Source organism: Cryobacterium sp. TMT1-3, from assembly GCF_004402315.1.
Classification (GTDB): domain Bacteria; phylum Actinomycetota; class Actinomycetes; order Actinomycetales; family Microbacteriaceae; genus Cryobacterium; species Cryobacterium luteum.
In genome coordinates, this window is the sequence record NZ_SOFW01000040.1 from 369,059 (window position 1) to 395,897 (window position 26,839).

Here is a 26,839-nt window from a genome sequence, read left to right on the forward strand (position 1 = left end):
ATGTTTCTGCGGTCTGTTTCGGCCGAATTCGCCAAGATCTTCACCACCCGCCTGTGGTGGATCCTCGTCATCGTGCTGTTTTGCTACATTGGCCTGCTGGCCGGCGGCCTCGCGGCGTTGTTCGCCGGAATCCAAACCGGCGTGATCAGTCCGGATGCCGTGAACACCGGCGGCGGCCCCACTGATTTCGGCAGTCTCCCGCCGCTGATCTACAGCTTCGCTTCCTCGGTGGGCTATGTTTTTCCGGTGTTGCTCGGCGCCCTCGCGACGACCGGTGAATTTCGTCACCAGACCCTGACGCCGACGTTCCTGGCCACACCCCGCCGCGGTCTGGTGCTCGGCGCGAAAACGGCGACACTTATTTTGATCGGTGCGGGCTTCGGGGTCGTCGCGCTGGCGGCATCCGTTGGTATCGGTGGTGGGGTGCTGAGCGCGTTCGGAGTCGACGCTTTGCTGCTCGACTCGCAGACGTGGCTGCTGATCGCTCGCACCCTGCTCGCCATGGGCCTGTGGGCGGCCATCGGCGTTGGCCTCGGCGTGCTCGTGCCGAACCAGGTCGCCTCGATCGTGATCGTGCTGGCCTTCACCCAGTTCGTTGAACCGCTGCTGCGGCTGGCGGCCTCGTTCCTCGAGGTCACCGCGAAGATCGGCAACTTTCTTCCTGGCGCCGCGAGTGATGCCCTGGTCGGCGCGAGCGTCTTCACCATGGCGAGCCCTGCCGGTACCCCGCCGCTGGACTGGTGGCAGGGCGGCCTCGTGCTGCTCGGCTACGCCCTGGTCGCAACCGTGATCGGCTACGTCGTGAGCTGGAAGAAGGACGTCACCTAGCTGCTCGGTTCAGCCGGGGTCTGTTCGACCGCAGCCGGTTCGACCGGCAGCTTGAGGGAGTCGATCAGATCGGTCGCGTGCTGGCTCGTGAGAATGACACGGGCGAATTCCTCGTCGACGAGGTCGATCACCACGGCCGGACGGTGACGCTTGATCGAGACGAAGTCCTTGCCGCCGTGAAACTTCCAGGTTCCGGCCGCCACGATGAGCGGAATGATCGAGCCGAGGGCACGAATTCCACGCAACCAGATCCATGGATCTTCCGTGATGATCACCGAACGAATGTTGTCCCGCTGCACCACGATCGACTCCCGCCGCAGCGCGAGGGTTCTTTCCGCGCGCGTCAGGTGGATCTCGAGCCGGTCAGAATGCACGCTCAGGGAAGCCATTGTCTCAGTCTGCCCGGTCAGGGACGAAAACCCGTTGTCTTACGCAAACAAAACCAGAGACGCCCCAGCGCAGGATTTCAACAAGGCGAGCGGATGACCGCGGTCGGCCACGCTCATCCGCTCGCTGGGTCAGCCCTGTTCTCTCGTGATCACGCCGGCGGGGTGGCAGCGGCCGCAGCCTTCGCCGCCGCCGGCAGCGCCTCGAAGATGCGCCCGATGGCGCTCTGGTCATGCGCGTCGGAGACGAACCACGCCTCGAACACGCTCGGCGGCAGGGACACTCCGTGGTCGAGCATGGCGTGGAAGAACGGTGCGTAGCGAAAGGACTCCTGACGCTGCACATCGGCGTAGTTGCGCGGGGCCGAACCCTGCGCTTCTTCGCCGAAGACGAAGCTAAAGAGGTTGCCGGCGCGCTGCACCCGGTGGGCAACGCCCTCGGCCGCGAGCGAGGCGGAGACCGCCTCCGAGAGGATGGTGGCGGTCGCGTTGAGCCGGTCGTACACGCTCTCGTCGAGCAGGCTAAGGGTCGCGATGCCGGCCGCGACGGCGACCGGGTTGCCCGACAGCGTTCCGGCCTGGTAGACCGGGCCTGCCGGGGCGAGAAAGTCCATTACGTCGGCTCGACCGCCGAGAGCGGCGACGGGCAGGCCACCGCCGATGATCTTGCCGAAGGCGAGCAAGTCGGGCGTGTAGAACTCTTCGCCGGCCGACTCGAGGCTGCTGGTCTCGAGGCCCCAGAAGCCGGAGCGGCTCACCCGAAAACCGGTGAGCACCTCATCGAGGATGAGCAGCGCCCCGTTCGCGTGCGCGATCGACGACAGCGCCGCATTGAAGCCGGCGTCCGGGGCGACGACGCCCATGTTGGCGGCGGCCGCTTCGGTGATGATGGCGGCAATGCGCCCGGGGTGCGCTGCGAAGGCGGCCCGCACGGCATCAAGGTCGTTGTACGGCAGCACGAGCGTCTGCGCGGCGGTCGCGGCGGTGACGCCGGCCGAACCGGGCAGCGCGAGCGTCGCGAGGCCGGAGCCGGCCTGGGCGAGCAGACCATCAGAGTGGCCGTGGTAATGCCCGGCGAACTTGATCAGCAGGTCACGACCGGTGAAACCGCGGGCCAGACGAATGGCCGTCATGGTCGCTTCGGTGCCGGTGGACACCAGGCGCAGCTTTTGCACCGCGCCGACCCGCTCGGCGACGAGTTCAGCCAGTTCGGTCTCGGCCGGTGTCGACGCGCCGAACGACAAGCCGAGGGCGGCGGCGTCCTGCACGGCCTTGATGACCTCGGGGTGGGCGTGCCCGAGAATGGCCGGTCCCCACGAGTTAACCAGGTCAACGTATTCACGGCCGTCGGAGTCAGTGACGTAGGCTCCTGCAGCCTTCACCAGAAAGAGCGGGGTGCCACCGACCGAGCCGAAGGCTCGCACCGGCGAGTTGACGCCCCCGGGAATCACACGGCGGGCGCGGTCGAACAGTTCGCCATTGTGGGTGGCGGCGTGCTCCCCCGGCGTCGACATCGCTTCTGCACTGATCGTGTCGGTCATGCTTGCTCCTCCTTGAGCCAGGTGGCCAGTTCAACGGCCCAGTAGGTGAGTACGGCGTCGGCGCCGGCGCGTCGGATGCTCAGCACCGACTCTTCGACCGCGCGACGCCGGTCGATCCAACCCTGTGCGGCAGCCGCCTCGATCATGGCGTATTCGCCGGAAACTTGATATGCCCAAACCGGAATATTACTCATGGCGGCTACCTCGGCGAGCACGTCGAGGTAGCTGCCGGCCGGCTTGACCATGACGATGTCCGCGCCCTCGTCGATGTCGAGCTGAGCTTCGCGCACGCCTTCGCGACGGTTGGCCGGGTCGAGCTGGTAGGTGCGGCGGTCGCCGACCAGGGTCGAGGCGACGGCTTCACGAAACGGGCCGTAGAAGGCCGAGGCGTACTTGGCCGAGTAGGCGAGTACAGCGGTGTCCTCAAAACCGTTGGCGTCGAGGGTCTCACGCACGGCGGCGACCTGGCCGTCCATCATTCCGGACAGGCCAAGCAGTGCTGAACCGGCCGAGGCCTGGGCCAGCGCCATGTCGCGATAGCGCTCAAGGGTCGCGTCATTGTCGACGTGGCCGTCGGTGGCGAGTACGCCGCAGTGGCCGTGATCGGTGAATTCATCGAGGCACAGGTCGGTCTGCACGACGAGCGCGTCGCCGATCTCGGAGGCAAGGGCGCGGGTGGCCAGGTTGAGTATGCCATTCGGGTCGGTCGCCCCGGTCCCGGTCGCGTCGCGCCGGGAGGGCACTCCGAAGAGCATGATGCCGCCGATGCCGGCTTCGGCCGCCTGCACCACGGCACGACGTGCACTGTCGATGCTGTGCTGCACAACGCCGGGCATCGAGCTGATCGGACGCTGCTCATCGCCTTCGCGCACGAATATGGGGAGCACAAGCTCGGCCGGGTGAACACGAATTTCGCTGGCCAGGCGACGAAGAGCACCGCTGGTGCGCAGTCGTCGCGGGCGGATTACAGGGTTGGTCACCCCTGTACCCTACGCCGCCCGGCTGGACGTTTCGTTATCTCGTCGTTACCTGCCCGGCTACAGTGCCGGTGCGGTTCCCGCGAGGGCGGCGTCGACGAGCGCCTCGATGAGAGACTCGGCACTGCGTTCAGAGGCGACAACATCGACGCGCAGTCCAAGTGCCCTGGCGTCCTTGGCGGTCTGCGGGCCGATGCAGGCCACGAGGGTGCGTTCGGGAATGTCGCCGAACTGTTCGCGCACCTGACGCGCGACGCTGCCGCTGGTGACCAGCACGGCGTGCACGAGGCCGGCTTTGACGTCGGCGACGACCTGGTCGCTGACCGGAACACCGATGGTGCGGTAGGCGACGACGGATTCCACGTCGTGGCCGACGCGGCGCAGTCCCTCGCTGAGCAGCGGCTTGGCGATCTCACTGCGCAGGGTCAGCACGCGCAGCGGGATGACCCCGGCGGTGGCGGTCTCCCATTCCTCCAGCAGACCGCGAGCTGAATTGTCTTCCGAGGGAACGATGTCCACGTGGTAGCCGGCCGCAACGAGTGCGGCTGCGGTGGTTTCACCGACCGCGGCAATGCGCGTTCCGGGCGCGACGACCGCACGGTGCGACGACAGAACGTCGACGGTCGTGGCACTCGTGATCGTCATCCAGTCGAAGTCACCGGCGGCGAGGCGGGTGAGCGCCGCGTTGAGGGCCGGGGCGTCGTCGGTCGCGGCGAAATTGATCATGGGAGCGACGATCGGATGCGCACCTTTGGCCCGCAGGTTGGCTGCCACCTGGTCGCCCCAGGGTCCGCCGCGCGGAACGAGAACTCGCCAGCCGGCGAGCGGCTTGGTCAGTTGATTGGTCACGTGGTCACTCAGTCACTTTCAGAGGAGCGAACTCGGCCGCGCCACCGGCCAGAAGATCTATGGAGACACGTTCGGCGACGTCGAGCGCGGCTTCGGTGAGATGGAGGGCGGAGTGGGAATCGGGCGTCGCCGCGTGCGAACTGGTGACCTTGCGGGAGCCATCCGGGCTGTACACGGTCGCGGTGAGAAAGAGCAGACCATCGTCGACGACCGCTGTTGCACCGATCGGTGCGGCGCAGCCGGCCTCGAGCCGGGCCAGCACGGTGCGTTCGGCGGTGGTCGTGGCCTGGGTGGAGGCATGGTTCATCGCGGCGAGTGCCACGCCGAGCAGGCGATCGGGCTTGCCGTCACGCACCTCGATCGCGAGCGCTCCCTGGCCGGGCGCGGTCGGCCAGGCCGACAGGTCGAGAAAGTCGGTGGCGACGGCATCGAGTCGGCCGAGGCGGCCGAGGCCGGCAGCGGCGAGCACGACGGCGTCGAGGTCGCCCTCGGCGACCCGCCCCACCCGGGTGTCGATGTTGCCCCGAATGTCCACGATCGTCAGGTCGGGGCGTCGCTCGAGCAGCTGGGCCACCCGGCGGGGCGAGCCCGTACCGACCCGGGCCCCCTCCGGCAGGGTGTCCAGGGTGTAGCCGGCGCGCGCACACAGCACGTCGCGGGCATCCGCTCGCTTGGGGGTCGCACCGATACGTAAGCCGGGGTGGGCCTCGGTCGGCAGGTCCTTGAAGGAGTGCACGATGACGTCACACTCGTCGTTCAGCAGGGCTTCGCGCAGGGCGCTCGCGAACACTCCGGTGCCGCCGAGGCTCGAGAGCGGTTCGGTCGAGGTGTCGCCGTGCGTGGTGACCCGCACGATTTCGACCTCGACGCCGGCGGAGGCCGCGATGCGGTTGACGATGGTCTGGGTCTGCGCGAGCGCGAGGGCACTTGCGCGGGTGCCCACGCGAATAACGGTCACGGTGCCATTCCCGCGACGGCCGGCTTGAAGCCGAGCCGCACGTTTTCGCAGCAGCCGGGGCGGCACACGTCGTACCAGGGGCCGAGCGCGGTCTTGGCCGGGCGGTCCTCGACGGGGGTGTCGTTCAGGCGTTCCTCGATCAGATCGACGAGGCCGCTCACGAAGTCGGGTGAGACTCCGGGCGTCGGAACCCGCACGGCGGTGATGCCGAACTTCTCGCTGGTCTCCAGCGCCTCGTTGTCGAGGTCCCAGAGAACTTCCATGTGGTCGCTGACGAAGCCGAGCGGCACGATGATCACCGCACGGATGCCGCGGGCCGGCAGCAGGGCGATCGCATCGTTGATGTCGGGTTCGAGCCACGGCATGCTGGGCGGGCCACTGCGGGACTGGTAGACGAGCTGCCACTGTGTTCGGAGTTTCGCCTCGTCATCTCCGGGTTCCACGAGGGAATCCATGATGACCTGGGCGACGGCGCGGTGCTGCGCCGCGTAGGCACCACCCTCACCGAAACCGCGTTCGGCCGGGCCGCTCTTGTTGGCGTCCGTCATGGGGATCGAGTGGGTCGAGAACAGAATCTCGACCTCGGTGTCCACATCGATGCCGGGGACGGCCAGGGCGACGTCTTTCAGACCCTGCGTCACACCGGTGATGAACGGGTCGACGAAGCCGGGGTGGTCGAAGAACTGGCGGATCTTGTCGATGTGCACGGTGCCGGTCAGGTTTTTGTCGGACAGTGCCGCGGCGAAGTCTTCGCGGTACTGGCGGCATCCGCTGTAGGAGCTGTAGGCACTCGTCGCGATCGCGAGCAGACGGTTTTGGCCGGCCTCGTGGGCTTCGGAAATGGTGTCGCGCAGGTACGGCGCCCAGTTGCGGTTGCCCCAGATCACGGGCAGGTCGATGCCGCGACGGCTCAGTTCAACCTGCAGGGCCGCCTTCAGCACGCGGTTCTGGTCGTTGATCGGGCTGATGCCGCCGTAGTGGCGGTAGTGCTTGGCGACGACCTCGAGGCGTTCCTCGGGAATGCCGCGGCCGCCGGTGACGTTCCGAAGGAACGGGATCACGTCGTCCTGGCCTTCCGGGCCGCCGAAACCGGCCAGCAGCACGGCGTCGTACTGGGCCATTACTGCAGAACCTCGACGAGCTCGGCGGTGGAGATGCGGCGGCCGGTGAAGAACGGAACCTCTTCGCGCACGTGGCGGCGGGCCTCGGTGTCGCGCAGGCCGCGCATCAGGTCGACGAGCTCGGTGAGTTCGTCGCTCTCGATCGGCAGGAGCCACTCGTAGTCGCCGAGGGCGAAGGCCGAGACGGTGTTGGCGAGGGCTCCGCGGTAGGCGGCGCCCTTGCGGCCGTGGTCGGCGAGCATGCGGCTGCGGTCTTCGTCGGGCAGCAGGTACCACTCGAAGCTGCGCACGAAGGGGTAGATGGTGAGCCAGGCCTTGGGCTCGACTCCGCGCAGGAATGCGGGCACGTGGCTCTTGTTGAACTCGGCGTCGCGGTGCACGCCCATGGCATTCCAGGTGGGCAGCAGGCTCTTGAGAAGGCGGCTGCGGCGCAGCTCACGGTTAGCCCATTGCAGGGTCTCTGCGTTGTCGGCGTGGGTCCAGATCATGACGTCCGCGTCGGCCTTGAGGCCGGAAACATCGTAGAAACCGCGCACGGTGACGCCCTCGGCTTCGATGAGGGAGAGCACGTCGTCGAGCTCGTTCACGGCGTGCGGAACATCGCGGCCGTCGAGGTCGTCGGGGTTGTGCGGATCTTTTCGCAGAACGGTGAAAAGAGTGAAGCCCTGCGGCGAAGCCGCGGGAACTTCAGGATCGATGAGGGTGGTGGGCTGAACGCTGGGTACTGCCTCTCCGGCAGCCGGGTGAGTCATGGCTCTAGTCTGCTCCGTATTGGTCCCGGCACCAAAATGAGCGCCGCGGTTCCTGTGAAGCCACCGACAGCTAGCGGTTTTTAGCCACCGCGGACGCGCCGAACCAGACGATCACGCCCACCACGGTCGCCGCACCGAGCGCGATGCCCACGAGAGCGGCCGGACTGTCTTCGCCGAGCTGACGCAGGGCATGGGTCAGGCGACGTCGTTTGATGCGCAGCTGCTTGGGCAGGTTGAGCTTGTATTCGATCGCATCGAGCGTCGAGGCGAGTTCGGCGCGCGCGTGTCGCGCTTCGGCGCGCAGGTCGCCGATGCCGTGCTTCTGGGTCTCCGTGCTGCTATTTGTGGTCATATTCGCCAACTCCCTTGAATGCATCTGCGTCTGCACGGATGCTCGCGTGTACGCCTTCCGGGTCGGGCTTGGTGGCCGCCTTCACCCGGTTCACACCGATCAGCACGAGGATGACGGCCACAAGCACGAGTGCCACCGCCACGATGAGGGTGGCCAGCCAGAGCGGCAGCACCAAGGCCAGTGCGATGACAGCGAGGGCGACGAACACGCCGAGGGCGAAAAAGAGGATGGCGCCAGCCACCACGAAGAGGGCGGCACCGACCCCGAAATTCTTGGCCTTTGCGGCGAACTCGGCTTTGAAGGCGTCAAGTTCGGCTTTGACCAGGGCACTGATCTGGCCGGGCAGCTCCCCGATCAGGGCGAGCAACGGGCGTTTGCTCTTCGGGTTGAATCCACTGCTAGTCACGGATTGCCTTCCCTACGTTCGGGTGTCGGTGTTTCAGGTGTCTGAATCTTCGGGGTTCTGTTCAGTGTGCGGTCGTGTCGCCGGAGTCCGCCGCCAACTTCGCAGCCGGCTTCGCCTTCGGCTTCGCGGCGGCCGTGTGGCTCGTGGTGGCGCTGGCCTGGGCGGCGGAGGTGGATGCTGCCGGGGTGGAGGCATCCGCTTTGCTGGTGGTCTGCTTCTTCTTCGCTGCAGCCTGGGAGACCGCCTTCTTGCCGGCCTTGAACAGGGTGGCGGGAACGTCACCGACCAGTTCGAGGGCGGCGTCGCGCACCTCGGTCACCCGGCGTTGCACCGGTTTGGCGTTCCAGAGATCATTGGCGGCGGCCGCAATCTGCTCGTAACGCTTGCGGCCGGCACGCGCACCGAGCACATAGCCGACGAGGCCGCCCGTGATGAACAGAAGTTTTCCGCGCATTGAGTCTCCACTCTCGTAAGGTCCCCCCAGAGTAACCCGGTTCGCCGTCTGCGTCGGGGGTGTCGCCTCGGCATGTCTGGGCGCGCCTGTATCGATACAGGAAGTGCACAGTTTCGAAGCGAGGGTTACCGGTCGGGCGCGGTAATGGTGAGGCCGAGGGCGGCGTGCCGAATGCGGTCGCCGGCTTCGAGGGCGTGCGGAATGACCGAGGCGAGGCCGGTTCCGGCCAGCCAGGCGCCGGTGACCTCGAGCGCTGGGGTCTGGGCGACGGCTTCGCGCACCTGCTGCGCACGTTCGGGCGCACCGAGCGTCGCCGGCGAGAGAGCATCGCGCCACTCCGTGCGGGCGAACGCGCGCAGGCTGCTGGCCGGCAGCGGCACTCCGAGCAGAACGGATGCATCGTGCAGCGCGAGCGTCTGCAGCTCGTCGTCGCTGAGGTCGTCGGTGGGATTGGGCGCTCCCGCGCGACCGTAGGAGAGCCGCACGACGTGGCGGCCGGGGCCGGCGGCCTTGGCGACCCACGCCCACTTCGCGGTGACGTGGGTGAGCGCCTTGGCGGTGACGTCGGGGGCGTCGATGGCCACGAGCACGCCGGTACCGCGCGGGTGCGCGTCGAGGGCGGGCGCGTCGAGCACGAGCGAGGTGAGGGTGACGGCGGTCGGAGCCGGCCAGTCGAGTTCGGCGAGTGCGTCGAACTGGGGGCCGAGCGGACTGACCAGTCCCAGTGCCTGCGCGCCCTGGGTCGCGATGATCACGTAGCGGGCTGTGAGGGTGTCGGCCTGGGCATCCCCTGGGCGGCTGAGGGTGACGTTCCAGGTGGGCGCGTCGTCGGTGCCGGAGCGGGCCAGAGTTTCAGCTGTGGTCGAGGTGCGGATGGTCACGTTGTGACGGTCGAGGGCGGCCACGAGGGCGGCGGGGAGGCTGGCCATGCCGCCGAGCAGCCCGGCAACATTGGAACCGGCCGGCGCGCCGGCGCGCAGGGCAGAGACGGCGCCGGAGAGCGAGCCGGCCGTGGTCAGGGCGCGGTTGAGTCCGGGGGCGACAACGTCGATTTCGAGGTCGACGGCGCTCGTCGTGTAGACGCCGGAGGCGACCGGTTCCACGAGGCGGTCGAGCACGCGCGCGCCCATACGCTTTCTCACCAGTTCGCCGAGGCTGTGCTCGCGGCCGATGGTGAGCACGGGCATGAGGCGGTCGAGGTAGGCGCGCAGCGAACCGCTCCAGCCGATGACCCGGCGTACGTCGTCGGCGAGCGGCGATCCGGGGACGCCGAGAACGCCGGCCCTGGGCAGCGGAACGCTCACCGCGGCATCGGCTCCCGAACGCAGTGAACGGGACGGGAGGGCCGGCAGGTGCAGCCAGGCTCCGGCCACGTTGGGCGCAACGACCTGGCCGCTGAGGCCAAGATCCTCGATGAAAGCGGCCACCGTACCGCCGCGCACCGCGAAACTCTCGGCGCCGCTGTCGAGGCTGAGCCCGTCGAGAACGTGGCCGGCGACCGGGCCGCCCACGGCATCCGTTGCCTCGAGAATGGTGACGCTCAGCCCTACCTGGGCGCATTCGCGGGCGGCGACCATGCCGGCCACGCCCCCGCCAATGACGAGAACATCGATCGGTGTGGTCATGTTGCTGCTCCTACTCGGCCGCGCTCACGTCGTGCACAAGGCTGACCAGGCGGGTCAGCACATCAGGGTCGGTGTCGGGCGGAACGCCGTGACCGAGGTTGAGGACGTGGGCCGGTGCGGTGCGTCCGCGTTCGAGCACGTCGCGCACGTGGGCTTCGAGCACGGGCCACGGAGCCGCGAGCAGGGCCGGGTCGACGTTGCCCTGCACCGGAACGGCGCCACCGAGCCGGCGGTTGGCCTCGTCGAGGGGCACCCGGTAGTCGACGCCCACGACGTCGGCTCCGACGTTGTGCATTTCCTTGAGCAGTTCGCCCGTTCCCACACCGAAGTGCACGATCGGCACGTTGCGGTCGATTTGTTCTTCGGCCGCGCCCGGCACGCTGTAGGTCAGGTCGCGCACGTGGGCGATCGCCGCGGCTGAGGCCGGGGCGACGGATGCCGCGTAGTCGGCCAGCGAGAGCGCTCCGGCCCAAGAGTCGAACAGTTGCGCGGCGCTCGCGCCGGCGAGCACCTGCGCACGCAGGAACCGGCCGGTGACGTCGGCCGTCCAGGCCATGAGTTTCGCCCAGGCGTCGGGCTGCGCGTGCATGAGCGTGCGGGCGTGAATGTGATCCTTCGACGGACCGCCCTCGACCAGGTACGCGGCGAGGGTGAACGGGGCACCGGCGAAGCCGATCAGTGGGGTCGATCCGAGCTGGGCGACCGCCAGTGACACGGCCGCACTGATCGGGACGAGGGTCTCATCGAGCAGGGCGGGGTCGAGGGAGGTGAGCTCGTCGACATCCGCCGTGCTGCGCACCGCCTTACCCAGAACGGGGCCCTTGCCGGCCACAATCGACACGTCGACACCGACGAGTTTGAGCGGAACGACGATGTCGCTGAAGAAGATTCCGGCGTCGACGTTGTGGCGACGCACCGGCTGCAGTGAGATTTCGCTGGCCAATTCGGGGTCGAGGCACACGTCGAGCATGCGTGTTCCCACCCGCAACTCCCGGTATTCGGGCAGTGAGCGACCGGCCTGCCGCATGAACCACACCGGCGTCACGGCGGGTCGGGTGCCCTGATAGGCCTGGATCAGGCGGGAATCGGCGGTGAGGCCGGAGGAGAGTGGATGCTGCGCGTCGAGGATCATCTCCTCCATTGTCTCAAACATCCCTGACAGCGGCGACGGAAGCGTACAGCAAGAAGTCGTAGAATCAACTAGTGCTCATTCTTCTGTCCGCCAGCCACAAAAACTCCACCTTCGATGTGCTGGAGAAATTGTCTGTGGGTGGGGGCTCATCGGCCACTCGCATGGTGGAGCAGCACGGGCCGCTCAGCGGCGCCGTCGTCGTCGCGACCTGCAACCGCTTCGAGGCTTACCTCGATCTGGACGAGCCGTACGGCGTGTCACCGCTGCCCGCCGTGTTCGCCGCCATTGAAGCCGTGAGTGCCTCGAGCGGTCTCGACGCCGAAGTTCTGCGCGACAACCTCACTCTTGTGCACGGCAACGGCGTGGCCGAGCACCTGTTCGCCGTGACCAGCGGGCTCGAATCCGTCGTTGTCGGTGAGGTTGAAATTGCCGGTCAGGTGCGCCGTGCGCTCGAGCAGGCTCGCGCCGACGGAACCACGAGCCCCGAACTCGAGCGCCTGTTTCAGCGGGCCTCCCAAACCTCGCGCGGCGTCAAGAACCGCACCGGCATCGGCTCGGCCGGCCGGTCGATCGTGCGCCTCGCCCTCGAATTGGCCGAAAGCCGGGTCAGCGACTGGTCCAGCGCCCGCGTCCTGCTGGTCGGCACCGGTCGCTACGCCGGCGCCTCGCTCGCCGCCCTGCGCGACCGTGGAGCTGAGAACGTGCGCGTTTACTCACCATCCGGCCGCGCCGTCGGATTCGCCGCGTCGCACAGCATCGACGCCGTTCCGACCGAGGATTTCGCCGCCGAGGTCGCCCGCGCCGACGTCGTCGTCACCTGCACCCTGCGCGACGACCACGTCATCGACGCCGCCCTGATCGAGCGCGGTCGGGCCGAGATCGGCACGGACCCGTTCGCCATCACCGGCGCCACCATCGACGCGCCGGCGCGTCTCTGCCCGGCCGACTCCGGCCCCGAAGCCCCGCCGCAGCTCATCATCGACCTCGGCTTGCCGCGCAACGTGGCGCCCGACGTGACCCTCGTTCCCGGTGTCGAACTGCTCGACCTTGAGACCATCAGCATCCACGCCCCGCTTGAAGAGCTCAACGCCACGACCGAGGCCCGCGAGATCGTAGGCAAAGCCGCCCGTAAATTTTCCGACGTGGCCGAAGAGCAGAGCCTCACCCCGGCCGTCGTGGCCCTGCGCAGCTACGTGTTCGAGCTGCGCGACGCCGAGATCGCCCGGGCGCGCAGCCGCGGCGACTCGAGCGAAGCCACCGAGTCGGCCCTGCGTCATCTGGCCGGCGTGCTGCTGCACACCCCCATGGTGCGGGCCCGCGACCTCGCCCGCGCCGGCGAACAAGACGCCTATCTCACCGGCCTCGACGCCCTGTTCGGCATCGACGTCACGCTGCCCGCCGCCGGCGCAGCGGATGCCGCCGGCTCGATCGCCTCTTAACCCGCAATCGGTCCCCCGTGCATCGGCCGACCGTCCTCTCGTCATGTGCGGCGGTCGCTCAGTGCGAGGTGCCACCTTTGGCCCCTGTGTTTTTTCGAGGTGCCAGTTTTAGCCCCTTGCCGCCGATTCATGGGGCCAAAGATGGCACCCCACGACGGAATCGGCGCGTTCATGGGGCCAAAGATGGCACCTCGCGACGGTCAAAGCAGCGAGTGCGGCCGACGTGACTGTCTGGATGCCGCGGGCCGGCCTGGGGCCGGCGCCGCAGCATCCGTTTGGAGTCGGTTAGGCGCCGCGGAGGCGCACGGCCAGATAAGCCTCGAGCTCGGCGAGCGGCACGCGCTCCTGCGCCATGGTGTCGCGATCGCGCACGGTGACGGCTTGGTCGTCGAGCGAGTCGAAGTCGACCGTGATGCAGAACGGGGTGCCGATCTCGTCCTGGCGGCGGTAACGGCGGCCGATGGCTCCGGCGTCGTCGAAGTCGACGTTCCAGAGCTGGCGCAGGGTCGCGGCGAGTTCGCGCGCCATCGGCGACAGCTTCTCGTTGCGCGACAGCGGCAGAATGGCGGCCTTCACCGGCGACAGGCGCGGGTCGAGCTTGAGCACGGTGCGTTTGTCGACGCCGCCCTTGGCGTTGGGAACCTCTTCTTCGACGTAGGCGTCGACCAGAAAGGCCATCAGTGAACGGGTCAGGCCGGCGGCGGGCTCGATCACCCACGGCGTCCAGCGCTCGTTCTTGGTCTGGTCGAAGTACGACAGGTCTTTACCGGAGGCCTTCGCGTGCGTCGACAGGTCGAAGTCGCCGCGGTTCGCCACGCCCTCGAGCTCGCCGAACTCGGTGCCGGTGAAACCGAAGCGGTACTCGATGTCGACGGTGCGCTTGGAATAGTGCGAGAGCTTCTCGGCCGGGTGCTCGAACAGGCGCAGGTTCTCGGGATTGATGCCGAGGTCGGTGTACCACTTCATGCGGGTGTCGATCCAGTACTGGTGCCAGGTCTCGTCGGTGCCCGGTTCAACGAAGAATTCCATCTCCATCTGCTCGAACTCGCGGGTGCGAAAGATGAAGTTTCCGGGGGTGATCTCGTTGCGAAAGCTCTTGCCGATCTGGCCGATGCCGAACGGCGGCTTGGAGCGCGACGCCTGCAGCACGTTGGCGAAGTTCACGAAGATGCCCTGCGCGGTTTCGGGACGCAGGTAGTGCATGCCGGCCTCGTCATCGACCGGGCCGAGGTAGGTCTTCAGCAGACCCGAGAAGGCGCGCGGCTCGGTCCAGATGTGACGGTTGCCGCAGTTCGGGCAGGGAATGTCGTCGAGGCCGTTTTCGGGCGGGCGGCCCTTCTTCTCCTCATACTGCTCTTCGAGGTGGTCGGCGCGAAAACGCTTGTGGCAGCTGGTGCACTCGATCAGCGGGTCGCTGAAAACCTCGACGTGACCGGATGCCTCCCAGACCTGGCGAGGCAGGATCACGCTCGAGTCCAGGCCGACGACGTCGTCGCGGCTGGTGACCATCGAGCGCCACCACTGCTTCTTGATGTTTTCCTTGAGCTCGACGCCGAGGGGTCCGTAGTCCCAGGCGGAACGGGAACCGCCGTAGATCTCGCCGGCCTGAAAGACAAACCCGCGGTGGCGGGCGAGGGCGATGACGGAATCAAGATGAGTGGGTGCGGCCACGGTGGCTCCAATGGTCGAAGGCGCAGAATGCGGGCGAATGCCCGAGGTTCCATTTTACGCGCTCGATGTCTCCCCGATTTGCGCCCTGGGTTTGAGCCATTCTCGCGTCGAGGTAACGTAGACAGGCAGATTCACAGCGTCTGCGTTGGCTCAAGGAGGAGATATGGGCGCCGCGTCCAGCACGTCAGAAGGCACGACACACGAACCGACCGCCCTGAAACGGGTGCCGCACGACCTTGCGGTCGCGCTGAATCCCGAGGAGCTTGACGCCCACGATCGCCAGTGGACACCCGTGAAAATCGCAATCTGGTCGGCCATTTCGCTGCTCGGTGGTCTCAGCTGGGTGATGCTCGCCGTCGTGCGCGGTGAAACCGTCAATGCCATCTGGTTCGTGTTCGCCGCCATCTGCACCTATCTCATCGGCTACCGCTTCTACTCGAAATTCATCGAGAAGCACATCGTGCGTCCCGACGACCGTCGGGCCACCCCGGCCGAGTACAAGGCCGACGGCAAGGACTTTGCCGCGACCGACCGCCGCGTTCTGTTCGGCCACCATTTCGCCGCCATCGCCGGTGCCGGCCCCCTCGTGGGCCCGGTGCTCGCCGCGCAAATGGGCTACCTGCCCGGCACCATCTGGATCATTGTCGGCGTTGTGCTCGCCGGTGCGGTGCAGGACTACCTGATTCTGCACTTCTCCATGCGCCGCGGTGGCCGTTCGCTCGGCCAGATGGCCCGTGATGAACTCGGTGTGATCGGCGGCACCGCTGCCCTCATCGCAACGCTCGTGATCATGGTCATCATCGTGGCCATCCTCGCCCTCGTCGTCACCAACGCCCTCGCCGAAAGCCCATGGGGCGTCTTCTCGGTCGGCATGACCATTCCGATCGCACTGTTCATGGGCTGCTACCTGCGGTTCTTCCGCCCGGGCAAGATCACCGAGATCTCCATCATCGGCTTCGTGCTGCTGATCGCCGCCATCGTCGGCGGCGGTATGGTCGCCGGCACCGACTGGGGCCAAACCTACCTGCTGCTCGACAAGGTCACCATCGCCTGGGGCATCATCATCTACGGTTTCATCGCCGCCATTTTGCCGGTCTGGCTGCTGCTCGCCCCGCGCGACTATTTGTCGACCTTCATGAAGATCGGCACGATCGGCATGCTCGCCGTGGCGATCGTCATCATCCGTCCCGAGATCAGCGTGCCGGCCGTGAGCGAATTCGCCGTGAGCGGCACCGGCCCGGTCGTGGCCGGAACCCTGTTCCCGTTCCTGTTCGTGACGATCGCCTGCGGCGCCCTCTCCGGGTTCCACGCGCTCATCGCCTCGGGCACCACGCCCAAGCTCATCCAGAAGGAACGCCAGACCCGCTTCATCGGTTACGGCGGCATGCTCATGGAATCGCTCGTGGCGATCATGGCCCTCGTCGCGGCCCTCTCGATCGACCGTGGCATCTACTTCGCCATGAACGCCTCGCCCGCCCTCACCGGCGGCACCGTACAGGGCGCTGTCGCCTTCGTGAACAGCCTCGGCCTGACCGGGGTCAACCTGACGCCGAGCATGCTCACCGACATGGCGACGAACGTCGGCGAGGAATCGATCGTTTCCCGCACCGGCGGCGCTCCAACGCTCGCCGTCGGGCTCTCGCACATCATGCAGCAGCTCGTCGGCGGCACGTCGATGATGAGCTTCTGGTACCACTTCGCCATCATGTTCGAGGCCCTGTTCATTCTCACCGCAGTGGATGCCGGCACCCGCGTTGCCCGGTTCATGCTGCAGGACAGCCTCGGCAACTTCTTCCCGAAGTTCAAGAACACCTCGTGGCGCCCCGGTGCCTGGGCCGCAACGGCCATCATGGTCGCCGCCTGGGGAGCTGTGCTGCTGATGGGGGTGACCGATCCGCTCGGCGGCATCAACACGCTGTTCCCACTGTTCGGCATCGCCAACCAATTGCTCGCGGCCATCGCCCTGGCCGTCTGCATGGCGATCGTCGCCAAGCGCGGCCTGTTCAAATACCTCTGGGTCGTGGCGCTGCCGCTCGGTTTCGCCGCCGTGGTCACCATCTCGGCGTCGTTCCTGAAGATTTTCTCGACCACCCCCGGCATCGGCTACTTTGCGCAGAACCGCGCGTTCTCCGACGCCCTCGCCGCGGGCGAGACGAGCTTCGGCACCGCGCCGAACGTTCTCGCCATGGAGGCCGTCGTGCGCAACACGATGGTGCAGGGCGTGCTGTCGATCGTCTTCGTGGTACTCGCCATCATCGTGATCCTCACGGCCATCCAGGCCACCGTGCGCGCGTATCGCAACCACTCCAGCGCCACGAGCGAGGATGACGCCGTGCAGTCGCAAATCTACGCGCCGGCCGGTTTCATCATGACGCCGCCCGAAAAGGTGCTGCAGGCCGAGTGGGATGCCCTTCCCGTTCAGAAGAAGATCAAAATCAAGGGCCACTGATGGCCCTTCTGGCGGGCGTCCGCAAGGGCGCTCGCAGTGTGGCCTGGTTCTTCAAGGGGGTCCTCGGTGAGGACGCCTACGAGAAGTATGTGGCGCACCACGAAGCGGATGCCGCGTGCGGCACCCGCGCGGAGCATCCGCTTATGACGGAGCGCGAATTCTGGCGCGACCAGACCGATCGCCAGGATGCGAACCCGCAGGGGCGCTGCTGTTAACAGGCCGCTGGTCTGGGGCGATGACGAACGGGGCGGAGCGCAGCACACCACCGCGCTCCGCCACAGTCTCGGCCGTCTGCCGCCGTGGAGCCGCGTTCTGATGACCTGGGTTTGTCGAGTCTGGGCGCGATCTGGCGGCTCTGGTTCATCGGGTACCCCTGAGCGCCGGGCGCAGGTTGGGTTCAGACCCCGTAGATGAGACCGCGCTGTTCGGCGTAGCGAGCGCGCACGTCGACGGCCCAGTCGCGGTTGTCCGCAGGGTCGACTCCGGTCGCGATCTCGCGCTTCCACTCGGCAAACTCTCCGTCGAGGGCCCAGGCGGCCTGCCGGGCAGCGCCGAGTGCCACGTATTCTCCCGGGGCTGGCAGCACGACAGGAACGCCGAAGACATCCGCTGCGATCTTCTGCACGGCGGGAGACTGCGACCCGCCGCCGATCAAGATCACCTGGCGCACCGGCACGCCCTGGCCGCGCAGCGAGTCGAGCGCGTCGGCAAGGCTGCAGACCAGCCCCAGAACGGATGCCTGCGCCAGGTTCTCCGGGCGCATGTTGGCTCGGCGCATGCCGGTGAGCGACCCGGTAGCATCCGGCAGGTTCGGGGTGCGTTCTCCGTCGAGGTAGGGAAGCATGAGCAGACCGTCGGCGTCAATCGGCGCGCCCAGGGCGAGGGCACCGAAGCGTTCGATATCCACGTCGAGCATGCGGGCTGTGGCCACGAGGGTGCGGGCGCCGTTGATGGTGGCGAGCAGGGGAAGCTGGCCGCCGGCGGCGTCGGCGAACCCGGCGACCGAGCCGGAGGCATCCGTGATGCTGGCGCTGGTGCTCGCGAAGACGGTGCCGCTCGTGCCGATCGAGACAACCACGTCGCCCTCAGCGACGCCGAGGCCGAGCGCGGCCGCGGCGTTGTCGCCGGCCCCGGCCGACACGATCACGCCGCCGTTGGTCACCCCGGCCCGGTCCGACGGGCCGAGGACCCGCGGCACCCGGGCCGCGTGGCCGAGGGCGGCCTCGAGCAGGTCCAGGCGGTACTCATTGTTGTGCACCGAGAAGTATCCGGTTCCCGAGGCGTCGCTGCGGTCGGTGGTGGCCTCCGGGGGCCGGCCGAGGATGTTCCAGGTGAGCCAGTCGTGTGGCAGCAGCACCTGCTCGACCCGGGCGGCGAGTTCTGGACGGTTCTCGTGCAGCCAGGCCAGTTTCGTGATGGTGAAGGACGCGACCGGCACGACGCCGACCTCCTCGGCCCACATCGACGCGCCGTACCGTTCGGTCAGCGCTTTCGCCTGCGGGGCGCTGCGCACATCGTTCCAGAGCAGGGCGTCGTGAACGGGTGTGCCGTGCGCGTCGAGGGCGACCATGCCGTGCTGCTGCGCGCTCACGCCGAGGGCCAGCACTCTGCCGTCGCCCGCAGCGGATGCGCTTCCTCCGGCCTGCTCGAAGGCCTCCCACCAGCGCTGGGGATCGACGCTCGTACCGTCGGGGTGGGGTGCGCTCTGCAGGTGCAACAGCTCACCCGTGTCGGCGTCGACGCTCACGACTTTGCAACTCTGGGTCGAGGAATCGACCCCGACGACCACACGACGATTAAGTGCCAACGGCATCTCCTTTGAAACCTCAGTTTGTCTGGCTAAGCCTAATCGAGCTGCTTTAGGAGCTTCTCGAGGGTGGCGCGGGCGCCGACCGTGTGCAGCAGGCCCAGCGCGTGATCGTAGGCCGCCACGAACGCGGCGTCGTCGATCAGGTCGCCGAACAGGTCGCGGTCGCGCAGGAAGGAGTGCGGGTCCCCCGCGTAGCCGGCGGCGTTCTGCATGACCGTGTCTTTGATGCGGTCGACGACGTCGATCGGGTCGCCCTGCTCGTCGGTCCCCTCGGCGTAGCGCGCCCAGCTCGCCACGATCGCGGACGAGAGGGCGAGTTCGCCGCCACGAGCCGACTGCTCGCGGATCACCGGCAGCAGCCACTTGGGAATGCGGTCACTGGATTCGGCGGCCAGGCGGGCGACGGTATCGCGCACTCCCGGGTTGCTGAAGCGTTCGATGAGCTGCGTCTTGTAGTCCTCGAGGTCGATGCCGGGTACCGGCTTGAGCGTGGGCGACCCCTCGCGGTCCATGTAGGCGCGCAGGAACCCGGCGATGAGCGGGTCGGCCGCGGCGTCGTGCACGAGGCGGTAGCCGCACAGGTGCGCGAAGTAAGCGAGCCCCTGGTGGCTCGCGTTGAGCAGGCGCAGCTTCATGAGCTCGTACGGTTCGACGTCGCTCACGAGCTGGGCGGCCGACTTCTCGTACGGCGGTCGACCGTCGGTGAAGGCGTCCTCGAGCACCCATTGCAGGAACGGCTCGCAGACGACGGGCCAGCTGTCGGCGAGCCCGAAGGTGGTCGCAATCTGGGCGCGGTCGTCGTCGGTCGTGACCGGAGTGATGCGGTCGACCATCGAGTTCGGAAAGCTCACCTCGGCATCGATCCAGGCACCGAGGTCGCCGTCCTTGGCCGTGGCAAAGGCCACGAAGGAGCGTCGGGCGACGCGACCGTTGTCCTGCAGGTTGTCGCAGGACATGACGGTGAACGGCACTATGGAGCGCTCACGTCGGCGTCGGAGGGCCTCGACGACAATGCCGAAGACCGTCGCGGGGGCGGCATCCGCTTGCAGGTCGGCGGCGACCTGGGGATTGCCGAGGTCGAACCGGCCACTGACCGGGTGGATGTTGTAGCCGCCCTCGGTGACGGTGAGGGAGACGATGCGCACCTCGGGGCTTGCGAGGCGCTCGATGACGGCCTCCACATCGTCGGGAGCGAACAGGTAGTCGATGATCGACCCGATTACGCGGGCGTCGAGCGTGCCGTCAGGGTGCTTCACGACGAGCGTGTACAGCCCGTCCTGCTCGAGCAGGGCGTCACGCATGCGCGCGTCGGAGGGCATGACGCCGACGCCGCAGATGGCATAGTCACGGGCGAGGCCCTGCTCGAGCAGATCGTCGATCATGAGGGCCTGGTGTGCGCGGTGAAAACCGCCAACGCCGAAGTGCACGATACCGGCCGTGAGACCGGTGCGGTCGTAGTTGGGAACCTGAACGGTCGCAGGCAGAGACGACAGTGTTGCGTTGCTGAGCTTGACCAGTGCGGGAGTCGTGGTGTCGGTCATGCGTTCCTCATTCAGTCGGTGATCAGTCATTCGGGGATCGGCGTGCGGGACGGGTCGGCGCGCAGCTGCACCGAGTCGCCCAGGTGCAGCAGGGTGCCGTCAAAGCGGATGCCGACAAGGTCGGCCAACACGAGGGTCGCCTCGGTGTCGAGTCCGCGCACCCCGATACCGACGGTGAGCCCGATATGGGCGGCCTTGGCGGATGCCACACCGGCGTCGGCGTCTTCGAACACCACGGCTCGGCGCGGATCGACGCCCAGCCGTTCGGCGCCCAGGCGGTACGGGTCGGGCGCCGGCTTGCCGCGCGCCACATCGTCGAAGGTGACGAGGCCGGCCGGGCACGGAAGCCCGGCAGCCAGCAGCCTGGCACGGGCCACGACCGCCACGGCACTCGTCACGATGGTGAAGCGGCCGGTAGGCAGAGCCACCAGCAGCTCGCGGGCCCCGGCCAGGGCGCGCACGAGGGGCGCCGTTTCGACCTCTTTGAGCATGAGAGCGTGGTCGGCGCGGTGCACGTCGGCGGCCGGCACGAGTTCGGCGATGGTCTCCCTGGCCGGCCGGCCGTGCACGATGTCGCGATCGAAGTCGAAGCCGGGCGCGAACTCGACGGCCCACTCGTTCCAGGCCGCGGCCGCGGCTTCGTCGGAGTCGACGAGCACGCCGTCACAGTCGAAAAGCAGGCCGTCGACCGGATAACTGCCGATCTCCGCTGCCCGGCCAGTCGCCGTCACGGTGTGATTCCCGTTTTGACGGGGCTCGAGCGCAGCACGGGCACACCGGCTTCGGCGGCCAGCGCGAGGACCGCGTCGCCCACGCCGCCGTCGACGACGAGGTGGTCGACCTCGCCGAGCTGGGCGAATTTCACCAGGCCGTTGGCCTCCAGCTGGTCGTGGTCGGCGATGAGCACGACGGTGCTCGCGGCATCCATTGCGGCACGCTTGATGCGGGCGGCTTTCGGGCTGGCGGCCAGCAGCTCGCCGTCCTGGGTGAGCCCGGTGACGCTGATGAACGCCAGGTCGACGCGAATGCGTTCGAGTGATTCGCGAGTCCACTGGCCGGATTGCGAGTCGTCAGCCGGGTCGACGGTGCCACCGAGGTTGTACACCGAGAGCTCGGCGTTGCGGCTCGCCACGAGCGCGACCGGAATCGACGTCGTGACCACCTGCAGGGCGGGAGAGTTCGGCACGCAGACCGCGAGGGCCTCGGCGATCGGCCCGGCATCGAGAAAGAGGATGCCGCGCTCGGGCAGCAGGGTCGCCGCCAGCGTCGCGACGGGGTGAGCGACCGGTTCGGGAACGGTCAGCCGGTCGAGGTCGGCGACCGGGTCGGCGACGCTGATCGCTCCGCCGTGTGCCCGCCGCAGCAGTCCGTCGTCTTCGAGGGTGCGCAGGTCGCGACGGATGGTCTCCTCTGCGACGGCGAGCGACTCGGCGAGCTCGTTGACTTCGACCCGGCCGGCGCCGGCCAGCGCGGCCAGAATGCTGGCGCGACGGTCGTCGGCGCTGCGACTCGTTGGATCCGGTATCATCTGGGCTCCCCTGGTGTGGTCCACGACTACTTGATCGCGCCCATGGCCAGGCCGGTGACGAGGCGCTTCTGCGCCAGCCAGCCCGCCAGGACGACGGGCAGAACCGCAAGGGTCGATGCTGCCGAGAGTACCGCGAGAAACTGCCCGCGCCCGTCGACGAAGCTGCCGAGGAACGGCGGAGTGGTGCGCGCCATGGTGGAGGTGAGCAGGCTGGCCAGGAAGTATTCGTTCCAGGCGAAGATGAAACAGATCAGTGCGGCCGCGGCGATGCCGGGGGCGACGATGGGCAGCACCACGCGAACGAGTTCGGTGAAGAAGTTCGCGCCGTCAATCTGGGCGGCTTCGACGATCTCGAGCGGCACCTCGCTGAAGAACGAGCGCATCATCCAGACCGCGAGCGGCAGGTTCATCCCCACATAGAGCACGCTCAGTGCCGTGATGTTGTCGAGCATTCCGAGGCCCTGCAGCAGCAGGTAGATCGGGATGATCGCGGCGGCGATCGGCATGAACCGGGTGGAGATGAAGAAGAACAGGGCATCGGTCGACTTGATGATCGGGCGAATGGACAGGCCGTACGCCGCCGGAATGGCGAGCAGGAGCACGATGACAGTGCTCATCACGCTCGCGGTGAGCGAATTGAGCAGGTACACACCGAACCCGCGGTCGAGAACCTCGGCGAAGCGGTCGAGGGAGAGCGCCGTGAAGATGGTCGGCGTTCTGGTCGCCGCTGCGGCCTCGGTCTTGAAGGCGGTGAAGACCATCCAGGCCACCGGAAAGAAGAATCCGAGAGTGACGATCCACGTGAAGATGGTGAGGGCCGTGCTGGTGGCGCGGTGGCGCATCCGCTTGGAACGGCGGCGCGGTGGGGTCGGGGTGCTCGGTCGGGGTGCGGTGCTGACCGGGGCGGCGGTAACGGTACTCACGACTTGGCTCCTTCGCTGGAAAAGATCTTGAAGAGCAGGCGCAGGGCGACGCTCGCCACGATGATGGTCAGCAGAACGGTGATGACGCCGTAGGCGGCCGCCTCACCGATTTCGAGACCCACGAAGGCACGTTCGTAGAGCAGGTACGACAGGGTCTTGGTGCCGCCGGTGCCGCGGGTCATGATGGCGATCGGGTCGAAAACCTGCAGCAGCATGATGCCGCCGAGCAGCACGGCCAGCTCAATGTACTGGCGCAGGTGCGGCAGCGTCATGTGCAGGAAGCTGCGAATGGGGCCGGCGCCGTCAACGGATGCCGCTTCCAGCGTCTCTTTGCTCTGGCTCTGCAGCCCGGCGAGCAGGATCAGCATCATGAACGGCGTGTACTGCCAGGTGAGCACCATGATCACGGTGAGCGCGGGAAAGTCGGTGTTCCACTGCACGGGGTCGACGCCGAGGGCCGAGAGGCCCCAGTTGACCATGCCGACGTTGGCATCGAGCATGGACCATTTGAAGATGAGGGCTGCCGCGGCCGGCATCATGAGGAACGGCGTGATGACGAGGGTGCGGGCCAGGCCCTGGCCGAAGAATTTGCGGTTGAGCAGCAGGGCGAGGCCCAGGCCGAAAAGCACGGAGAGCACGATCGACGAACCGGTGATGAACACGGTTGCGGACAGTGACTGCATGAACGCGCCGCCGGTGAAGACCGTCACGTAGTTGTCGAACCCGGCGAACCCGCGGGATCCCGGCCGCATCAGGTTCCAGTTCTGGAACGAGTAGTAGATGGTGACGAGGAAGGGAATCTGCGTCACGAGAACGGCGACGACGATGGCCGGCCAGACCAGGGTGCGAGCCAGGCGGAGTGCCTTTATCTGGCCACCGCTCAACTCCGGCTTCGGGGGGCGACGGAGCGTGCGTGACGCGGCGGGGGCCGGGTCGTGCGCGGGCTCAGCCACGATCAAATCTGGCGCGGTCATCTCTGACTTCTTTCTCGTTCTCGGCGTTGAACTGACGAGGGTGCGGGCGGCGCCTGATTGACGCCGCCCGCCGGGGTGGTGCGTTATTTCTGGGCGTCTCCGGCTTGCTGGGCAAGCTCCTGGCCCTTGTCGAGAACGTTGCCGACGGTGTCGCGACCGGCGAACACGTCGGCGATGTCCTGCGACACCTGGTTGCCGAGGTCCTGGAATTCCGGAACCGTCACGTACTGGATGCCGACCCACGGCTGCGGGTTCACACCGGGCTGCGTCGGGTTGACCCCGAGCATGATGTCCTTGGTGATCGGCGCGAAGGCGGAAGCCGCGGCGAGGTAGTCCGCGTTCTCGTAGGTTGAGGTGCGGGATCCCGGGGGGACGCGCTCCCAGCCGAGGGTGGTGCCGACGAGGTCGATGTACTCGGTGCTGGTGGCCCAGCTCACGAACTCCCATGCGGCATCCTGGTTGGTGCTGGTGTTCGGAATGGCGAGGTTCCAGGCCCAGAGCCAGCCGGATTCCTCGGTCTCCTTGACCGGGGCGTGCACGTAGCCGATCTTGCCGGCGACGGCGGAACCGTCAGCCTCGATGGGGCCGGCTGCGCTCGTGGCGTCGTACCACATGGCCGCGTTGCCCTGCGAGAACAGGTTGAGGCATTCGGTGAAGCCAGTCGAGACGGGGTCGGCTTCGCCGGCATCCTTCACGAGGTCGGTGTAGAACTGCACGGCTTCGGTGAACTCCGGCGAGTTGACCTGGGCGTTCCAGTCCTCGTCGAACCAGGTGCCGCCGAAGGTCTGCACGACGGTGGTCAGCGGGGCGAACAACTCGCCCCAGCCGGGCTTGCCGCGCAGGCAGATGCCGGCGACGTCATCGGTCTTGAGGGTGCGGGCGAAGCCGGCGACCTCGTCCCAGGTGGGGTTGGTCGGCATTTCGAGGCCGGCCGCAGCGAACATGTCCTTGTTGTACATGAGAAAGGACGACTCGCCGTAGAACGGAACGGCGTAGAGGCTGTCGTCAACGGTCAGGGCCTCGCGCACGGGCGGCAGCAGGTCGTCGACGTTGTACGCGGTATCAGCTTCGGCGAGCGGGCCGAGGTCGACGAGCCAGTCGTTCTGGCCCCAGATCGGCACCTCGTAGCTGCCGACGGTGACGATGTCGTACTGGCCGCCCTGGGTGGCGACGTCCTTGGTGACGGCGTCACGCAGGTCGTTTTCTTCCATCGCGACGAAGTTCACCGTGATGTCGGGGTGGGAATCTTCGAAGGCGCCCTTGAGCTCCTCCATGTCCTTCATCTGCGGGTTGTTCACGGTAGCGAGGGTCAGGGTCACCGGGCCGTCGGCCTGCTGGGCGCCGCCTCCGGCTCCGCTGCATCCGGCCAAAAGAACACCCACCGAAGAGAAGGCGATTGCGCTGAGGGCAAGCCTTTTCTTCATGGAATAAGACTTCTTCATCTCAAACCTCTTCATCGTCGACACGTCCTTGTGGACTGGTATGTAGCTACTGTGACCCGAATGAGTGGAAAAAGCAACTCAATTTGTGGTTTTGTGATGTTTTTGTAACGCCTTGTTGCCCGAATATGCATTATTCGTGCCATGAAACCACAAAAACGGATGCCGCCGGCCGGCGTTCACCCGCCGGATTGCTAGTCTGGGGCTACTACGGCCACGTGCCGACGGCTGCGAGGAGGCAGGCATGTACCCAGCGGAACGACAGGCCGCCATCATTGCGCTCGCTCAGGGCGGCACCGGCGAGATCTCCGTGGCCGCGGCGAGCGTTGCGCTCGAGGTCACCGCTGAGACCATCCGCCGCGACCTCGTGGTGCTCGAACGTCAGGGCATCATCCGGCGCCAGCACGGCGGTGCCCGCCTGGTGCAGAGCACGCCGTTCGAGATCGCGCTGGCCCAGCGACGGCTGGAGAACGCGCCGCAGAAGCATCGCATCGCTCAGCGGGTGCTCGAGGAGCTGCCCGAGGATGGCGTCGTGCTGCTGGATTCCGGCGCACTCACGCTGGTGATCGCATCCGTTTTTCCGGAGGATCGGCGACTGATCGTCGTGACCAACAATCTGCCGGCGGTTCGGCTGCTCTCCCGTAAGCCCCTGCTCACGGTGCTCGCGCTGCCCGGCCGGGTGCGCAGCGTGTCGCAGGGCGCGGTCGACGAGTGGACTCGGGCACGCATCAGCCAACTCAACGTGGACGTCACATTCGTCGGCGGAAACGGCCTGACCGCGGAGGCCGGGCTCACCACGACCATTCCCGATGAGGCCGAGGTGAAGCGCGCCATGATGCTGTCCGGGCGGCGACGGGTGCTCGCGCTGACCTCGAACAAGATCGGCCAGAACTCCTTCTGCCACGTCGCCGACGCCAACGAGTTCGATCTCATCATCACCGACGACGGGATCGACCCGCGCCAGGCTCGCAAGCTCAGTGCCGCGGGGCCGGAACTCGCGATCGTCTGAGGCGCCCACATCCGGCGAACCGGAAGGGTATCCTCGGCGGCATGAGTGACGAGACACCGCGTTTTCACCCGCACACCCGCGCCGACTGGCGGGCCTGGCTGCTGGCGAATCATGAGCGGGAGGCATCCGTTTGGCTGGTGTCGTGGAAGAAGGCCTCGGGCAAGTCCAGTCCGAGCTATGAGGATCAGGTGTGTGAGGCGCTGGCCTTCGGCTGGATCGACAGCAAGGGCGGAAAAATCGACAACGACCGCACCATGCTCTACTTTGCCCGCCGCAAGCCCGGCAGCGCCTGGAGCGGCCCCAACAAGGCCCGCGTCAAGCGGATGCGCGCGGCCGGGCTCATGCACACCGCCGGTGAGCAGGTCATCGCGCGCGCCGAAAGCGACGGCTCATGGACACTGCTCGACGACGTGGAGAAGCTGATCGTGCCGCCAGACCTGGCTGCGGAGTTCGAAGCCCAGGCCGGATCCCGCGAGCAGTGGGACGCCTTCCCGCGCTCTCCCCGGCGGGCCATTCTGGAGTGGATCATGCAGGCCAAGACCGCGCCGACGCGCCAGAAACGCATTCTGGAGACCGCGACCCTGGCGGCACGCGGCAAGCGCGCGAACCCGTGGCGGCCGAAAATTCCCCCGGAGCCGAGCGATGAGCTGTGACGGTCAGGACTCACGGCTCGGC

The 26,839-nt window shown here is 67.2% G+C and carries 26 protein-coding genes; 6 read left to right on the forward strand and 20 right to left on the reverse strand.

All coding sequences use genetic code 11. The features are described from left to right. Entirely contained in the window at positions 1 to 828 is an 828-nt protein-coding gene (locus E3O25_RS16350; RefSeq protein ID WP_092106690.1) for an ABC transporter permease, read from the forward strand. Here E3O25_RS16350 and E3O25_RS16355 read toward each other — a convergent pair. The 12 genes from E3O25_RS16355 to hemE all read right to left on the reverse strand — a co-directional run bounded on the left by E3O25_RS16355 (position 825) and on the right by hemE (position 11,381). Further along, complete coding sequence (locus tag E3O25_RS16355; RefSeq protein WP_134361644.1) at positions 825 to 1,217, reverse strand: hypothetical protein; 393 nt, start codon at positions 1,215 to 1,217, stop codon at positions 825 to 827. The two genes, E3O25_RS16350 and E3O25_RS16355, sit on opposite strands and share 4 nt — an antisense overlap. Positions 1,218 to 1,366: 149 nt before the next feature. Next, positions 1,367 to 2,755, reverse strand: coding sequence for a glutamate-1-semialdehyde 2,1-aminomutase (hemL, locus tag E3O25_RS16360; protein WP_092106694.1), 1,389 nt, complete (start codon positions 2,753 to 2,755; stop codon positions 1,367 to 1,369). After that, positions 2,752 to 3,735 (reverse strand): porphobilinogen synthase, encoded by a 984-nt coding sequence (gene hemB / locus E3O25_RS16365; RefSeq protein WP_092106696.1) that lies wholly within the window; start codon positions 3,733 to 3,735, stop codon positions 2,752 to 2,754. Before hemB ends, hemL begins: the two co-directional genes overlap by 4 nt. A gap of 57 nt (positions 3,736 to 3,792) precedes the next feature. Next, positions 3,793 to 4,581: a uroporphyrinogen-III synthase gene (locus E3O25_RS16370; protein ID WP_092106698.1), complete on the reverse strand. Its 789-nt coding sequence runs from the start codon at positions 4,579 to 4,581 to the stop codon at positions 3,793 to 3,795. 4 nt (positions 4,582 to 4,585) lie between these two features. Continuing rightward, complete coding sequence (gene hemC, locus E3O25_RS16375; protein WP_092106700.1) at positions 4,586 to 5,539, reverse strand: hydroxymethylbilane synthase; 954 nt, start codon at positions 5,537 to 5,539, stop codon at positions 4,586 to 4,588. After that, positions 5,536 to 6,660 (reverse strand): ferrochelatase, encoded by a 1,125-nt coding sequence (locus E3O25_RS16380; protein ID WP_092106701.1) that lies wholly within the window; start codon positions 6,658 to 6,660, stop codon positions 5,536 to 5,538. The genes hemC and E3O25_RS16380 overlap by 4 nt, the downstream gene beginning before the upstream one ends. Next, positions 6,660 to 7,412 (reverse strand): hydrogen peroxide-dependent heme synthase, encoded by a 753-nt coding sequence (hemQ, locus tag E3O25_RS16385; RefSeq protein WP_092106703.1) that lies wholly within the window; start codon positions 7,410 to 7,412, stop codon positions 6,660 to 6,662. Before hemQ ends, E3O25_RS16380 begins: the two co-directional genes overlap by 1 nt. A gap of 70 nt (positions 7,413 to 7,482) precedes the next feature. Further along, entirely contained in the window at positions 7,483 to 7,764 is a 282-nt protein-coding gene (locus tag E3O25_RS16390) for a hypothetical protein (RefSeq protein ID WP_241983982.1), read from the reverse strand. Continuing rightward, positions 7,751 to 8,170 carry a phage holin family protein gene (locus E3O25_RS16395; protein ID WP_134361645.1) on the reverse strand — a complete coding sequence of 140 codons (420 nt, stop codon included), beginning with the start codon at positions 8,168 to 8,170 and terminating at the stop codon, positions 7,751 to 7,753. The genes E3O25_RS16390 and E3O25_RS16395 overlap by 14 nt, the downstream gene beginning before the upstream one ends. A 61-nt stretch (positions 8,171 to 8,231) precedes the next feature. Further along, positions 8,232 to 8,624 (reverse strand): hypothetical protein, encoded by a 393-nt coding sequence (locus E3O25_RS16400; protein ID WP_092106707.1) that lies wholly within the window; start codon positions 8,622 to 8,624, stop codon positions 8,232 to 8,234. A gap of 125 nt (positions 8,625 to 8,749) precedes the next feature. Continuing rightward, complete coding sequence (locus E3O25_RS16405) at positions 8,750 to 10,249, reverse strand: NAD(P)/FAD-dependent oxidoreductase (protein WP_092106709.1); 1,500 nt, start codon at positions 10,247 to 10,249, stop codon at positions 8,750 to 8,752. Between the two features lie 10 nt (positions 10,250 to 10,259). Continuing rightward, on the reverse strand, positions 10,260 to 11,381 hold the full coding sequence (gene hemE / locus E3O25_RS16410) for a uroporphyrinogen decarboxylase (RefSeq protein ID WP_092106711.1): 1,122 nt from the start codon (positions 11,379 to 11,381) through the stop codon (positions 10,260 to 10,262). A 71-nt stretch (positions 11,382 to 11,452) separates the two neighbouring features. Between hemE and E3O25_RS16415 the strand changes: the two genes are divergently transcribed. After that, positions 11,453 to 12,820 carry a glutamyl-tRNA reductase gene (locus E3O25_RS16415; protein WP_092106713.1) on the forward strand — a complete coding sequence of 456 codons (1,368 nt, stop codon included), beginning with the start codon at positions 11,453 to 11,455 and terminating at the stop codon, positions 12,818 to 12,820. A 285-nt stretch (positions 12,821 to 13,105) separates the two neighbouring features. On the opposite strand, the gene E3O25_RS16420 is transcribed toward E3O25_RS16415, so the two are convergent. Then, positions 13,106 to 14,491 (reverse strand): glycine--tRNA ligase, encoded by a 1,386-nt coding sequence (locus E3O25_RS16420; protein WP_092106715.1) that lies wholly within the window; start codon positions 14,489 to 14,491, stop codon positions 13,106 to 13,108. Positions 14,492 to 14,654: 163 nt separating this feature from the next. Between E3O25_RS16420 and E3O25_RS16425 the strand changes: the two genes are divergently transcribed. Together E3O25_RS16425 and E3O25_RS16430 are read left to right on the forward strand one after the other, a co-directional pair. Further along, on the forward strand, positions 14,655 to 16,940 hold the full coding sequence (locus E3O25_RS16425) for a carbon starvation CstA family protein (RefSeq protein WP_092106717.1): 2,286 nt from the start codon (positions 14,655 to 14,657) through the stop codon (positions 16,938 to 16,940). Next, on the forward strand, positions 16,940 to 17,155 hold the full coding sequence (locus E3O25_RS16430) for a YbdD/YjiX family protein (protein ID WP_092106719.1): 216 nt from the start codon (positions 16,940 to 16,942) through the stop codon (positions 17,153 to 17,155). The genes E3O25_RS16425 and E3O25_RS16430 overlap by 1 nt, the downstream gene beginning before the upstream one ends. Positions 17,156 to 17,337: 182 nt before the next feature. Here E3O25_RS16430 and xylB read toward each other — a convergent pair whose 3' ends face one another. The 7 genes from xylB to E3O25_RS16465 form a co-directional block, all read right to left on the reverse strand. Beyond that, the gene (xylB, locus tag E3O25_RS16435) at positions 17,338 to 18,747 is read right to left on the reverse strand and encodes a xylulokinase (protein WP_241988630.1); all 1,410 of its coding nucleotides are present in this window, start codon (positions 18,745 to 18,747) and stop codon (positions 17,338 to 17,340) included. 38 nt (positions 18,748 to 18,785) lie between these two features. Beyond that, positions 18,786 to 20,291, reverse strand: coding sequence for a mannitol dehydrogenase family protein (locus E3O25_RS16440; protein WP_092106723.1), 1,506 nt, complete (start codon positions 20,289 to 20,291; stop codon positions 18,786 to 18,788). Positions 20,292 to 20,317: 26 nt separating this feature from the next. After that, a complete protein-coding gene (locus E3O25_RS16445) occupies positions 20,318 to 21,022 on the reverse strand; it encodes an HAD-IA family hydrolase (protein WP_166806042.1) in 705 nt (234 codons plus the stop codon). Continuing rightward, a complete protein-coding gene (locus tag E3O25_RS16450) occupies positions 21,019 to 21,819 on the reverse strand; it encodes a DeoR/GlpR family DNA-binding transcription regulator (protein WP_134361647.1) in 801 nt (266 codons plus the stop codon). Before E3O25_RS16450 ends, E3O25_RS16445 begins: the two co-directional genes overlap by 4 nt. A gap of 26 nt (positions 21,820 to 21,845) precedes the next feature. Then, entirely contained in the window at positions 21,846 to 22,742 is an 897-nt protein-coding gene (locus E3O25_RS16455) for a carbohydrate ABC transporter permease (RefSeq protein ID WP_092106727.1), read from the reverse strand. Further along, positions 22,739 to 23,716: a carbohydrate ABC transporter permease gene (locus E3O25_RS16460; protein WP_134361648.1), complete on the reverse strand. Its 978-nt coding sequence runs from the start codon at positions 23,714 to 23,716 to the stop codon at positions 22,739 to 22,741. The genes E3O25_RS16455 and E3O25_RS16460 overlap by 4 nt, the downstream gene beginning before the upstream one ends. 83 nt (positions 23,717 to 23,799) lie before the next feature. Then, a complete protein-coding gene (locus tag E3O25_RS16465) occupies positions 23,800 to 25,140 on the reverse strand; it encodes an ABC transporter substrate-binding protein (RefSeq protein WP_198411009.1) in 1,341 nt (446 codons plus the stop codon). 259 nt (positions 25,141 to 25,399) lie between these two features. Here E3O25_RS16465 and E3O25_RS16470 point away from each other — a divergent pair, with 259 nt between their 5' ends. Both E3O25_RS16470 and E3O25_RS16475 read left to right on the forward strand, forming a co-directional pair. Further along, positions 25,400 to 26,164 carry a DeoR/GlpR family DNA-binding transcription regulator gene (locus E3O25_RS16470; protein WP_092106733.1) on the forward strand — a complete coding sequence of 255 codons (765 nt, stop codon included), beginning with the start codon at positions 25,400 to 25,402 and terminating at the stop codon, positions 26,162 to 26,164. Between the two features lie 41 nt (positions 26,165 to 26,205). Beyond that, positions 26,206 to 26,817 (forward strand): YdeI family protein, encoded by a 612-nt coding sequence (locus tag E3O25_RS16475; RefSeq protein ID WP_134361649.1) that lies wholly within the window; start codon positions 26,206 to 26,208, stop codon positions 26,815 to 26,817. Positions 26,818 to 26,839: the final 22 nt, after the last annotated feature.